The following is a 12,894-nucleotide window of genomic DNA, read 5'->3' as shown; positions in this document are numbered from 1 at the left end:
CGTCACCCTCGGGTGGGGATTTTCGGCATGCCGAGGAGCACGCCGGGCGTACGTGGCGCGGCACCGGCCGCGGCGATGTCGCCGGCGCGCGTACGGCGGTGGGAAAGCAGAGTGCCGTCGGCGACCAGGTGGTGCGGCGCGCCATAAGTGACCTCAGTGGTCACGACGTCACCAGGGCGGATCACCGAAGCGTCGCCGGCGAAATGCACCAGCCGACCGTCCCGGGCGCGGCCGGAGAGCCGGTGCGTACGAGCATCCTTGCGGCCTTCGCCGGTGGCGACCAGCACCTCGACCGTCTCGCCCACCAGCGCGCGGTTGGCGGCCAGCGAGATCTCGTCCTGCAACGCCTGCAGCCGGACATATCGCGCCTGTACGACGGCCTTCGGGATCTGGTCGTCCATCGACGCGGCGGGCGTACCGGGCCGCGGCGAGTACTGGAAGGTGAAGGCGCTGCTGAACCGCGACTGCTCGACGACATCCAGCGTCGCCTGGAAGTCGTCGTCGGTCTCGCCCGGAAAACCGACGATGATGTCGGTGGTGATCGCCGCGTGCGGGATCTCCTCTCGCACCCGCCGCAGGATCGACAGGTAACGCGAGGACCGGTACGAGCGACGCATTCGGCGCAGCACGTCGTCCGAGCCCGACTGCATGGGCATGTGCAGCGACGGGCACACGTTGGGCGTCTCGGCCATCGCGACGATCACGTCGTCGGTGAAGTCGCGTGGGTGCGGCGAGGTGAAGCGGACCCGCTCCAACCCCTCGATGTCGCCGCAGGCCCGCAGCAGCTTGCCGAAAGCTTCCCGGTCGCCGAATTCAGCGCCGTACGAGTTCACGTTCTGACCGAGCAGCGTCACCTCCAGCACGCCGTCGGCGACCAGCGCCTGCACTTCGGCGAGGATGTCGCCCGGCCGGCGGTCCTTCTCCTTGCCCCGCAGCGACGGCACAATGCAGAAGGTGCAGGTGTTGTTGCACCCGACCGAAACCGACACCCAGCCGGCGTAGGTCGACTCGCGGCGGGACGGCAGGCTGGAGGGAAAGACCTCCAGCGACTCCAGGATCTCCACCTGCGCCTCGGCGTTGTGCCGCGCACGCTCCAGCAGGACGGGCAGCGAGTGCATGTTGTGCGTACCGAAGACCACGTCCACCCACGGCGCCTTGCGGACGATCTCGCCGCGGTCCTTCTGCGCCAGGCAGCCGCCGACCGCGATCTGCATGCCGGGCCGGCCGCGCTTGGCCGGCCGGAGCATCCCGAGATTGCCGTAGAGCTTGTTGTCCGCGTTTTCGCGCACCGCGCAGGTGTTGAAAACAACGACGTCCGCGTCGTCCGGATCATCCCCGCTGGCGCGGACATATCCGGCTTGCTCCAGCAAGCCGGATATCCGCTCGGAGTCGTGAACATTCATCTGGCAGCCGAATGTCCGGACTGCGTAAGTACGCCCGGCCGCATCGGGGGTTAGCGAGATTGTCATAGCGCTAACCAGCGTACGCGGATGTCCGCTCGGCCCAGCGGTCCGGGCGTTTCGCGGACGCCGCCAGCCGTTGTCAGACAGAATGCTTGAGTAAAGAAAACTAGACGACAGCTAGCGGCCGCGTTGATCCCACGTCGTACACCACCGCTAGAGTGCTGCGACACCAGCCGAACAGACCTCCAAAGGAGCCGCTGATGGGTCAGTCTCCGAATGCCCTGGTCAAGGACAGGTCACCGGATCCCCAAGCCGGTGAACCGCTGGTCGTCCTTGCCGACGTGAACAAGCATTTCGGTGAACTGCATGTCCTGCGCGGCATCGACATGCGGATCAACCGGGGCGAAGTGGTGGTCGTGATCGGCCCGTCCGGATCCGGCAAGTCGACGCTCTGCCGGGCGATCAACCGGCTGGAAACGATCGAGTCCGGTTCCATCACGATCGACGGCGTGCCGCTGCCGACCGAAGGCAGGGAACTTGCCCGGCTGCGCAGCGAGGTCGGGATGGTTTTCCAGCAATTCAACCTTTTCGCCCACAAAACCGTGGTCGAGAATGTCATGTTAGGCCCCATTAAGGTGCGCAAGGCCCAGAAAGCCACGGCACACCAGCAGGCGATGGAGCTGCTCACCCGGGTAGGGGTGGCCAACCAGGCCGACAAGTATCCGGCGCAGCTGTCCGGTGGCCAGCAGCAGCGAGTGGCGATCGCCCGGGCACTCGCCATGCGCCCGAAGATCATGCTGTTCGACGAGCCGACCAGTGCACTGGACCCGGAAATGGTCAACGAGGTGCTGGAAGTGATGACCTCGCTGGCCAAGGACGGGATGACCATGGTGGTGGTCACGCACGAGATGGGCTTCGCCCGGCGGGCCGCCAACCGAGTCGTTTTCATGGCCGACGGGCAGATCGTCGAGCAGAACGATCCGGACGAGTTCTTCACCAACCCCCAGTCCGACCGGGCCAGGGACTTCCTCTCCAAAATCCTCACCCACTAACTGATTTCATATCGAAAGGAAGACGATGAAGCTACGGAAGCTTCTGGTCGTCGGCATGGTCGGAGCGCTCGCGCTCACCGCGGCCTGCGGCAAGACGGGCAGCCCGACCTCCGGCCCGACCGGGTCGGCCGTGACCGTGCCGGTCGCCACCGGCGTGACCGTCGCCGGCTCGACCACCTTCACCAACATGACCAAGCGCGGCAAGGTCATCATCGGCGTCAAGGAAGACCAGCCGAACCTCGGATACAAGGACCCGACGACAGGCAAGTACTCCGGTTTCGACATCTACATCGCGAACGCGATCGCCGCGAAGCTCGGGTACGGCCCGGACAAGATCCAGTATCAGGCGGTCTCGTCCCAGAGCCGCGAGCAGGCGATCGCCAACGGCCAGGTCGACTACTACGTCGGGACGTACTCGATCACCGACAAGCGCAAAACGCAGGTGTCGTTCGCCGGGCCGTACTACATCTCCGGCCAGGACCTGCTGGTCCGCAAGGGCGACACCTCGATCACCGGCCCGGAGACCATCAAGGGCAAGAAGGTGTGTTCGGCCACCGGCTCGACCTCGATTCAGACCCTCAAGGCCGACAAGGCCAAGTACGGCGCCGAAACAGTCGAGTTCGAGAAGTATTCGCAGTGTGTGGACGCGTTGCTGAACAACCAGGTCGACGCGGTCACGACCGACGACTCGATCCTGAAGGGTTATGCGGCGCAGCAGCCGACCAAGTTGCAGGTCGTCGGCAAGCCGTTCTCCAAGGAGGAATATGGCGTCGGCCTCGCGCTGAACGACTCGGCGCTGCGCGGCAAGATCAACGACATCCTGAACGGCCTGGAGCAGGACGGCACCTGGAAGAAGATCTACGACGGCACGCTCGGCAAGTCCGGCTCGACTTCGGAGCCGCCCGCGCTTGAGCGTTACTAACGCATTCCCGCTGGCGCCCGCGGTCCACGGTGACCGCCGGCGCCAGCGGTCTCTTCCGGCTTCGAAAACGTAGGCGGCGGTATGCACGCTCTGGTAAACCTGTTCTCCCCGGTGACGGACCACTGGCCGCTTTATCTGCAGTCCTTTGGCGTCACCGTCCTGCTTTTCCTCATCTCCGGCGTCGCCTCGCTTTTGTGGGGCACCGCGCTGGCCGGCATGCGGGTCTCACCGGTCCCGGTGCTGCGGGCATTTGGCACCGGATATGTGAACCTGCTCCGCAACACCCCACTGACCCTGGTGTTCTTCTTTGTGACGTTCGGATTCCCGTACCTGGACATCCACTTCTCGTTCTTCGCCTTCGCGCTGATCGCTCTCACGGCGTACACATCGGCGTTCATTTGTGAGGCCGTACGAGCCGGCCTCAACTCGGTGCCGCCCGGCCAGGCCGAAGCGGCCCGCGCGGTCGGCCTGACGTTTTTCCAGACCCTCAACCTGGTGTTGCTGCCGCAGGCGTTCCGTGCGGTCGTCCCGCCGGTGTCCAGTCTTTTGATCGCCCTGCTCAAAAACACCACGATCGCGGCCGGGTTCAGCGTGGCCGAGGCAGGCACCATCCGGGCCAACCTCTCCGAACTCGGCTATGCGGCCTTCCCGGTGCTGATCTGGGTGGTCATCGGATTCCTCATCCTGGTCCTGCCACTTTCGGCGCTGCAGCGCTGGTTCGAGCGACGCTGGAGGGTGGCATGAGCACGGCCTCGGTTCTTTTCGACGCCCCAGGGCCAAAAGCCCAGGCCCGCTACCTGACCGGCGGCATCGTCGGCTCGGTGGTCCTGGTCGCGGTGTTCGCGTTCGTCGTCTACCGCTTCTGGGTCACCGGCCAGTTCGACGGTCAGAAATGGTCGATTTTCGAATACCAGCAAGTGCAGCTGACCATTCTCAGTGGCTACCTGAACACCCTCGCCGCGGCCGCGATGGCGGCCGTGCTGGCCGTGACGCTCGGCGCGTTGCTGGCCGCCGCCCGACTGTCGGACCACCGGTGGCTGCGCGGGCCCGCCTTCGCGGTGGTGGAACTGTTCCGCGCGATTCCGTTGCTGCTGTTGATGTTCCTGGCCTATTACGCGGCACCCGGCATTGGGCTGACGTTCAGTCCGTTCTGGTCGGTGGTCCTGGGCCTGACGCTCTACAACGGCTCAGTGCTGGCCGAGATCTTCCGGGCCGGCGTGGAGGCGGTGCCCAAGGGACAGGCCGAAGCCGCGTACGCGATCGGAATGCGCAAGACCCAGGTGATGACCACCGTGCTGCTCCCCCAGGCCGTACGGACCATGTTGCCCACGATCATCAGTCAGCTGGTCGTGCTGCTGAAGGACACCGCACTCGGTTTCCTCGTGACGTACGACGAATTGCTGAAGCAGCTGAAACAGCTGGCGACGGCACCTGATTTCGCTTTCCCGCTGATCCCGCTGACGCTGGTCGGCGGCAGCATCTACATCGCGACCTGCCTGCTGCTGGCTTTCCTGGCGAACCGCCTGGAGGCCCGGACCAGGCGCTCGGTCAAGGTCGCTCCCGGTGCCGTGGACGCGGCGGACGCGGCCGGCGCCGCCGCCCAAGGTGGCGGCGCGATGGGTGGTGGCGCCCCACCGATCGGCGGTTTGTAGTCGCTCGTACGGCAAAAGGGCCTGCACTCGACCTCGAGTGCGGGCCCTTTTGCCGGTGGTGCCGATAATGCCACCGGTAACGAAGCCCGCCGGCCCGGCGACCAGCCCCATCACCGCCCCAGCTCAAACGGAATATTTCCCCGACGCCAACGATTGGTAAGCGGCTCGTTACGTTTTAGCGAGCTATCTCGCTGGCGCGGGATTCGCGTACGACGGTGACCCGGATCTGCCCCGGATAGGTCAGCTCCTCTTCGATCTGCTTCGCGAGATCGCGAGCGAGCATGCCGGCAGCGATGTCATCGATCGCGTCCGGGGAAACCATCACCCGAACCTCACGGCCGGCCTGCATCGCGAAGACCTTCTCGACGCCGTCCTTCTCGGCGGCCATTTCCTCGATCCGCTCGAGGCGCTTCACGTACGCCTCCAGGCTCTCCCGCCGCGCGCCCGGCCGGCCGCCCGAGCACGAGTCGGCGGCCTGGGTCAGGACAGCTTCGATGCTGTGCGGGTGCACCTCGTTGTGGTGCGCCTCGATGGCGTGTACGACATCTTCGTGCTCGCCGAACTTGCGGGCCAGGTCGGCGCCGATCAGGGCGTGGCTGCCTTCGACCTCGTGGGTGAGCGCCTTGCCGATGTCGTGCAGGAACGCGCCGCGCTTGACGTTCATCGGGTCGACGCCGATCTCGGCGGCCATGTGCGCGGCGATGTGCGCGGTCTCGACCAGGTGTTTCAGCACGTTCTGGCCGTAACTGGTGCGATAGCGCAGCCGACCCAGCAGGGTGACCAGCTCGGGGTGTACGTCGGTGATGCCGACGTCCACGAGCGCGTCCTCGCCAGCGCGCTGGCAGAGCTGCTCGACCTCGGCCTTGGACTGCTCGTACACCTCTTCGATCCGGTGCGGGTGGATCCGACCGTCCAGCACCAGCTTCTCCAGGGTGATCCGGCCAATCTCCCGGCGTACCGGATCGAAGCACGACAACAGCACCGCTTCGGGGGTGTCGTCGATGATCAGGTTGACGCCGGTGACCGACTCGTACGCCCGGATGTTGCGGCCTTCGCGGCCGATGATCCGGCCCTTCATCTCGTCGCCGGGCAGGTGCAGCACAGCGACCACGCTTTCGGCGGTCTGCTCGCTCGCGACCCGCTGGATCGAGTCGACCACGATGCTGCGGGCTCGCTGCTCGCCGTTGGTGCGCGCCTCCGCCTCGATGTCCCGCACGAGCAGGGCGGCATCCCGCTTGGCCTGCGTCTCGATGTGCTTGATCAGCTCGGCCTTCGCGTCCTCGACGGTCAGTCCGGCGACCCGCTCCAGCTCGGCCGTACGCGCCGCCTCGGCCTCGTCGGCGGCCAGCTCGCGGCTGGCCAGGTCGGTCTCCCGGACCGCGGCCGCCGCCTCGGTCTCGGCCAGCTCGTGACCGCGCTGCTCCATCCGGTTGGCCTGGGTGTCCAGCCGCTGCTCGCGATCGGTAGCCCGGGATTCCCGGCGCTCCAGCTCGGTCTGCAGCCGGCGGATCGAGTCGGTCCGCTCCCCCAGTTCGCGCTGGATGGTCCGGCGGGCCTCTTCGCGGGCGTCGGCCAACTCGTCCCGGGCCTTGCGTTTGGCGTCCTCGGTGATGGCGGCCGCCTCCGTACGAGCGTCGGAAAGCAACCGTTCCACCGCGGGCCGGGCGGCCGCCTCGGCCTCCGGATCCGGAACCGATTCCGCGGTCTCGACCGTTGGAACCGATGTGACCGCAAGTTCCCGGTCGGCTTGCTCGGCAGTCGCGCTGGCGGCGGACCGCGCCGGGACGGCGCTCGCCGCGGGGTCGGCGTGGCCGCGCTGGGCGGCGCCGCCAAAGCCGAACCTCCTGGCGAAGAACAGGACCGTAATGCCGCCGGCCACGACGGCGATGAACACGACGACGAGAGTTAGTACCAGCTGGCTAAAGCCCATCGCCTTCTCCTCCTGCTACGCCGCCACAAGGCGACCGTCGGAGCGCGCAACGGCGCACGCTCCCGCCAGAGGAGCCGCCGCCGTGCGTGCGCACGGCCGCGGGAAACGATATCCACGACGGCTTGCCGCCGTGGAACCACCCGACCGGAAAGGGGTCGGCGAACAAACAACCATCGTATGGATGGCTGGATAGACGGGCATCAGGACCCGGTTCGTCGAGACATCGTTGTCGTGCGTTATGTGGTCGTGCAGTCCGTTACCCGCAGGTATGCGGGCTCCTCATTCGGTAGTTTCGAGGCTATGGCGGCCACCACACAGGGTCAAGCTGGGCGCGACCGCGTGTCCCTGGAACCTGGACAAACCAGTCGAGACTACGGGCCATCCGAGCACATCTTGCCGGTTCGGCCAGGTCACCCTTACCGGAACGAAGCTTAACGGAACCTTAAGTCTCTTCCATTGCGCCAAAAGTCACGTCAGTCAGGTCCAGGTCTGCGGTCCTTACAGCGGCGAGCTCGTCCCGTATGACCGCGGACGCCAGGCCCGCCGGATACCCCTTACGAGCCAGCATGCCCAGCAGCCGGCGAGCGGCTACCTCGGGCGCCAGGGCGCGCATGCTCCGCAGCCGCTTACGCACCAACTCGGCCGCCGAGGCCATCTCGTCACTCGAGTCAACGGTCTCCAGCGCCTGCTCAACCACCTCGGCGGCGAGGCCTTTGCGGCGCAGCTCCATCGCGATCGCCCGGCGGGCCAACCCACGACCGCGCCGCCTGGACTCCACCCACTCCTGCGCGAAAGACGCGTCGTCGATCAGTCCGACCTCGGCGAACCTGGCCAGCACGGCGGTGGCGGTCGACTCGGGCACCTCTCGCTGGCGCATCGCCTCGGCCAGCTCGCCTCGCGTACGCGCGCGGCTTGCGAGCAGCCCGAGGCAGATCGACCGGGCTCGCTGCTCGGCGTCCTCGGGGGTCTCGTCGACTGGTTTGTCCAGCTCGGACCGTTTCCTGCGGTCAGCCTTCTTACCACGGCGTTTGGGCTGGTCAGCCTCGTCGTCATCGTCGATCGGCGCGGCGCCGATCGATCGGAGTGGCTCGGCCGGAGCACCCGGTTGGCGGATCTTGCGGCCCGTCGGTCGGGCGGTGCCGGGCGGGAGCTCGTACGCGCTGCCAACCGGCCGCGGGTCGGACTTGGTTGCGCTGTCGACACTGTCCGCATGGCCGCCGGTCACGAGGCCTGCGCTGGTGAAGTGTCGGAGCACCGCGGCCGCGGCCGGCGCCGCGACACCGCGCTCGCGCAGCGCCTCGGCCAGCTCGGGATGAGACCGGCGTCCTTCCGTCATCAGTTGCAGGCAGATCAGGCGTGCTACCTGCTCCGGGTCACTCGGGCCGTCCTCAGAGGGACCTGGAGGGGGTTCACCGGTTGAGTGACCCGAGCGCCCCGGAGCAGGAATTCTTTCGGTGGACATCTGGCGGTCGCACCGGGCCTAGAAGTCGACCGGTGCCGGCACTGTCGCGTCCACGTCGACCACCGCACCCACCCCGAGCTTCTCCTTGATCCGCTTCTCGATCTCGTCGGCGAGGTCCGGGTTGTCCATCAGGAACTTGCGGACGTTCTCCTTGCCCTGGCCGAGCTGATCGCCCTCGTAGGTGTACCAGGCGCCGGACTTGCGGACCAGCCCCTGCTCCACACCCACATCGATGAGCGAGCCTTCGCGGCTGATGCCGTGCCCGAACAGGATGTCGAACTCGGCCTGCTTGAACGGCGGAGCCACCTTGTTCTTCACGACCTTGACCCGGGTCCGGTTGGCGACCGCGTCGCCGGAGTCCTTCAGCGTCTCGATCCGCCGCACGTCCAGCCGCACAGACGCGTAGAACTTCAGCGCCCGGCCACCGGTGGTCGTCTCCGGGGAGTTGTGCACGATCACACCATCGGCCAGATAGTTGTGCGACCCCTCAACCTCGATGTCGAAGCGGTGCATCGACCTCGTGGGCGGCTTGATCTTCACGTCCAGCACCGGAGCGGGCACTGGCAACACCCGAGGCTCAATAAATTCAGGCTCGACCGCGAACTGACCACGGAACCGCTCCAGCAGCTTGTGCTGCATCGACGGGTGGACATACGGCGCGATCAGCTCGTGCAGCTTTGCCGTTTCTTCCTTGGCGAACGTGAGAACCGCCATTTGACGGGCACCGCGCAGCGCAAGCTTCGGATGGAGATCGAACGCACCGGCGAGGTGCTCGACCAGCCGTTCCCGGGAGCCGGGGCTCATCGCCTCGACACAGATCTCCGAGCGACCGCTGCCCTCCTGCGTTCGCACCTGCAATCCCTTGGAGCGGTTGGCGAACGAGCCGTCGTCGGCATACCAAATGGCCAGGGACAGCGGAGTGAGCGCTTTCAGATATTCCCAGGACAGATGCTTGTGACCGTCGCCGAGATAGACCGCCTGCCGCAGCTCGGCAAGCTCGGGCAACGGCGTCAGGTCAACGAAGCCTGCGTTCTTGGCATTCGTCGTACGCGTCTGGTCGATGTTGCCGAACAGCGACGCCTTCCAGTCCAAATACTCCACTTGCTGCGCGCCATGGCCCATCCGGAACCGAGTGCCAAGGCTGCCCGGGATACGGCTGGGAGACAGCGCCGCGTCCCCCATCAGGCCGCCCAGCACCACATCCCACTGCTGAGAGCTGAGGCGGTGGTTCTGGGCGAGCATCACCCGGTCACCGGGGATGAGTTCACCCGCCTCACGCCATCCACCTGGAGTCCGCACCAGGTGATTCTCGGTCAGCCCCATCTGAGCGCGCCCATTTCCACCGGGGCGGGCAACGGTGATCTGGAGGAACTTGTCAGCGACTCCGTTGTCGAACCAGTTGACGATCTTCTTCGGCACGACCTTGTCGGTCTCGGGGTCGTACGACAGGACCTCGACCGGCATCTTCTGGTTGACGATCTTTCCGATCTTTTCCTGTGTGCCGTCCGCGAGGCTGATTCGGGTGCCGTAGGAAAGACAACCGAACATGACGCCGATCTTCTCGCGCAACTGGTTGATGAAAATCGCGGTGGTGCCCGTGTTGCTCAGCGCACCGGTCATCTTGCGCAGCGCCTGGCTCATCAGCCGAGCCTGCAGGCCGACGTGGCTGTCGCCCATCTCGCCCTCGATCTCGGCTCGCGGCACCAGCGCGGCCACCGAGTCGATCACCAGGATGTCCAGCGCGCCGGAGCGGACCAGCATGTCGGCGATCTCCAGGGCCTGCTCACCGGTGTCCGGCTGGGAGACCAGCAGCGCGTCGGTGTCCACCCCGAGCACCTTGGCGTAGTCCGGGTCGAGCGCGTGCTCGGCGTCGATGAAGGCCGCGATGCCGCCAGCTGCCTGCGCGTTCGCCACCGCGTGCAGTGCGACGGTCGTCTTACCGCTGGACTCCGGGCCGTAGATCTCCACCACCCGACCACGCGGCAGGCCGCCGATGCCCAGCGCCACGTCCAGCGCGATCGAGCCGGTCGGGATCACCGAGATCGGCACGTGGCCTTTCTCGCCGAGCCGCATGACCGAGCCTTTGCCGAACTGCTTGTCGATCTGCGCGAGGGCCAAGTCGAGGGACTTGTCGCGATCTGCTGCCATGAGGTGCCCCACCTGTTGGTCGTCGGTGCTGGTTCGTCCCGACCGTACGGCCACGGTCGGACATTTTCGGGTCGACCTCGCCGAACTGTGGACAGAAACTCGACCTGTGGAAAGCGTACCGAACACCTGTTCGACGGTGTACGCCGACACGCCGGTTCAGATTCAGCGCATCTTGGCCGGGATGTCGAAGGCCTGACAAACCGCCCGCCACACCCACTTGGTGTCCTCGCCGTCCGCCAACGCCTGCTGGATCGTCCGCCCGCCGAGCTGCGGGATCACCTGGTCAGCCGCCACCGACGTGGCGTACCCGGCGCCGAACTGCAGCTCCATCCGCTCCCAGAACTCACTCAATCGCACGCGGAGAGCTTAGGCCCTGTCCCCCGACAACCTGGCCAGCGCGTCACTGTACCTACTAGTATGTACGACCATGACAGTCTCCCACTCCCCCGCCCGCTACGGCCGCCATGCCATCAATCGCCTCGCCGCGGCCACCACTCCAGGCATCCCCGGAGCCCGGGCCGCTCTCGAGTCCTTCTACTACGCCCTCAACCAGCGCGACATCGATGCATTAAGGGAGGTCTGGACCACACATCCACTGGCCCAGCTCAACAACCCACTCGGCGGAATCCTGCGCGGCGGCGACGCGATCACCAACCTCTACTCCCACATCTTCACCGGCCCAGTACGACTAACCGTCGAATTCGGCGACATCGTCGAATACGCCGGCACCGACCACGCCGTCTTCGCCGGCCGAGAAACCGGCGAGTACGTCATTGACGGCACAGCCACCCCGCTATCCATTCGTACGACCCGATATTTTCTTTACGAGTCGGGAAAATGGACACAGTTCCACCACCACGGGAGTATTGACGACCCGGTTGCTTTAGAGGCATACCAACACGCCGTAGGCAAATGAGACCAGCCCCGAACGTAACGATACGGCGAAGTTACCATCGGACATACCCTGCTCCGTACCAAGTCACCCACAGTCAAAACCGCACCCCTCCGCAGCCCTTTCCGCACATCCAGGCGCATCCAACTCCCCATCCAGACCGAAGTGGGAAATTGTCGTACTATCCTGAAAATCAGACCCAGGTGACCAGCAGGGCGTGAACTCCGTAGATATTCATGTCAGTCTTGAGTTTCACCTCACTGGCCGAGACGGCGAGCCGCATAGTCGGGAAGCGACGCAGCAGCCCTTCGAAACCGGCGCGCATTTCGATGCGGGCCAGTTGTTGACCGAGGCATTGGTGTACGCCGTGACCAAACGACAGGTGACCGCGGGCCTTGCGGTGGATGTCCAGGGTGTCGGGGTTGTCGAAACGTTTCGGGTCGTGGTTCGCGGCCAGCAGCGAAACGACGACCGTTGATCCCTTGCCGATCGTTTCACCGCCGAGTTCGATGTCTTCGGTGGCGTACCGGTAAAAGATGTCGCCGATCGACAGGTAGCGCAGCAATTCCTCAGTCGCATCGGGCAGCAGCTCCGAATGGGCGCGCAGTTCGGCCAGCTGCTCGGGGTTTTCCAGCAGCGCGAAGGTGCCCAGCGCCAGCATGTTCGCGGTGGTCTCGTGGCCGGCGAGCAGCAGCAGGAAGGCGACGCCGGTCAGCTCCTCAATGGTGAGGTCGTGCTGGCTGGCGAGGTCGGACAGGATGTCGTCGACGGGCTCGGCGCGCTTGGCCATGACCAGGCCGGCGAGAAAGGTGTTCAGTGCGACGAGGGCGCCCATCTTCTCCTCGAGCGTCTGGTCCTTGACCAGGAACTGGGCGGAGTTGGCCTGGAAGGTCTCCCGGTCGTCGTACGGGACGCCGAGCAGTTCGCAGATCACCAGCGACGGCACCGGCAGCGCGAACTCCTTGACCAGGTCGACTGGCGGAGTCAGCTGTGCCAGGTGATCCAGTTGCCGCTCGGCGATCTCGCCGATGTGCTCTTCGAGCTGCTTCATGCGTTTGACGGTGAACGCGCTGATCAGCCGCTTCCGCAGCCGGCCGTGGTCCGGCGGGTCCATCGCGATGAACAGGCCCGGCATCGGCGGGGACGGTTCGGTGGCGACGGGCATGCCAGGGGTCTCGAACGGTACGTGGATGAGGTCGAGGTCCAGCCGGGAGCTGAACCGGGTGTCGGCCATCAGCTGGCGTACGGCGTCATAGCCGGTCACGAGCCAGCCCTGGTGCCCGTCGGGCATCACGATGGGACTGACCGGGCGAGCGTCGCGCAGCCGGGTGATCGCGCGGGGCGGGTTGAAAGGGCCGGCGTCGCGGTCCACCGGAAGGCCGTGCGGGATGGCGACTGTCTGACTCATGTGAGGTTCCTTTCGGGTCGCCACC

11 protein-coding genes are annotated in these 12,894 nt (G+C 65.9%); 5 read left to right on the top strand and 6 right to left on the bottom strand.

Features of this window, described 5'->3' with window-relative positions; genetic code table 11:
* Positions 1-2: 2 nt before the first annotated feature.
* Positions 3-1,469 carry a tRNA (N6-isopentenyl adenosine(37)-C2)-methylthiotransferase MiaB gene (gene miaB / locus ABD301_RS35345; RefSeq protein ID WP_344314524.1) on the bottom strand — a complete coding sequence of 489 codons (1,467 nt, stop codon included), beginning with the start codon at positions 1,467-1,469 and terminating at the stop codon, positions 3-5.
* A gap of 194 nt (positions 1,470-1,663) precedes the next feature.
* Here miaB and ABD301_RS35340 point away from each other — a divergent pair, with 194 nt between their 5' ends.
* The 4 genes from ABD301_RS35340 (at position 1,664) to ABD301_RS35325 (ending at position 5,029) form a co-directional block, all read left to right on the top strand.
* Positions 1,664-2,455: an amino acid ABC transporter ATP-binding protein gene (locus tag ABD301_RS35340; protein ID WP_425552011.1), complete on the top strand. Its 792-nt coding sequence runs from the start codon at positions 1,664-1,666 to the stop codon at positions 2,453-2,455.
* Positions 2,456-2,480: 25 nt separating this feature from the next.
* A complete protein-coding gene (locus tag ABD301_RS35335; RefSeq protein ID WP_163573338.1) occupies positions 2,481-3,377 on the top strand; it encodes a glutamate ABC transporter substrate-binding protein in 897 nt (298 codons plus the stop codon).
* 81 nt (positions 3,378-3,458) lie between these two features.
* Positions 3,459-4,121, top strand: coding sequence for an amino acid ABC transporter permease (locus ABD301_RS35330; RefSeq protein ID WP_344314523.1), 663 nt, complete (start codon positions 3,459-3,461; stop codon positions 4,119-4,121).
* Positions 4,118-5,029: an amino acid ABC transporter permease gene (locus ABD301_RS35325; RefSeq protein WP_344314522.1), complete on the top strand. Its 912-nt coding sequence runs from the start codon at positions 4,118-4,120 to the stop codon at positions 5,027-5,029. Before ABD301_RS35330 ends, ABD301_RS35325 begins: the two co-directional genes overlap by 4 nt.
* 175 nt (positions 5,030-5,204) lie before the next feature.
* Here the strand turns inward: ABD301_RS35325 and rny are convergent, their stop codons facing one another.
* The 4 genes from rny to ABD301_RS35305 all read right to left on the bottom strand — a co-directional run bounded on the left by rny (position 5,205) and on the right by ABD301_RS35305 (position 10,926).
* Positions 5,205-6,959, bottom strand: coding sequence for a ribonuclease Y (gene rny, locus ABD301_RS35320; protein WP_344314521.1), 1,755 nt, complete (start codon positions 6,957-6,959; stop codon positions 5,205-5,207).
* Positions 6,960-7,401: 442 nt separating this feature from the next.
* Positions 7,402-8,295 carry a regulatory protein RecX gene (locus ABD301_RS35315; RefSeq protein WP_344314520.1) on the bottom strand — a complete coding sequence of 298 codons (894 nt, stop codon included), beginning with the start codon at positions 8,293-8,295 and terminating at the stop codon, positions 7,402-7,404.
* A gap of 144 nt (positions 8,296-8,439) precedes the next feature.
* On the bottom strand, positions 8,440-10,569 hold the full coding sequence (gene recA, locus ABD301_RS35310; protein WP_344314519.1) for an intein-containing recombinase RecA: 2,130 nt from the start codon (positions 10,567-10,569) through the stop codon (positions 8,440-8,442).
* A gap of 162 nt (positions 10,570-10,731) precedes the next feature.
* Positions 10,732-10,926, bottom strand: coding sequence for a DUF3046 domain-containing protein (locus ABD301_RS35305; RefSeq protein WP_344314517.1), 195 nt, complete (start codon positions 10,924-10,926; stop codon positions 10,732-10,734).
* Positions 10,927-10,996: 70 nt separating this feature from the next.
* On the opposite strand from ABD301_RS35305, the gene ABD301_RS35300 reads away from it, so the two are divergent.
* Positions 10,997-11,485, top strand: coding sequence for a YybH family protein (locus ABD301_RS35300; protein ID WP_344314516.1), 489 nt, complete (start codon positions 10,997-10,999; stop codon positions 11,483-11,485).
* A 169-nt stretch (positions 11,486-11,654) separates the two neighbouring features.
* Here the strand turns inward: ABD301_RS35300 and ABD301_RS35295 are convergent, their stop codons facing one another.
* Positions 11,655-12,869, bottom strand: coding sequence for a cytochrome P450 (locus ABD301_RS35295; protein WP_344314514.1), 1,215 nt, complete (start codon positions 12,867-12,869; stop codon positions 11,655-11,657).
* Positions 12,870-12,894: the final 25 nt, after the last annotated feature.

This window comes from Fodinicola feengrottensis (genome assembly GCF_039530045.1).
GTDB classification, from domain to species: domain Bacteria; phylum Actinomycetota; class Actinomycetes; order Mycobacteriales; family HKI-0501; genus Fodinicola; species Fodinicola feengrottensis.
Note: the sequence above shows the minus strand (reverse complement) of the source record. Positions and strands in the feature narration are given on the sequence as shown.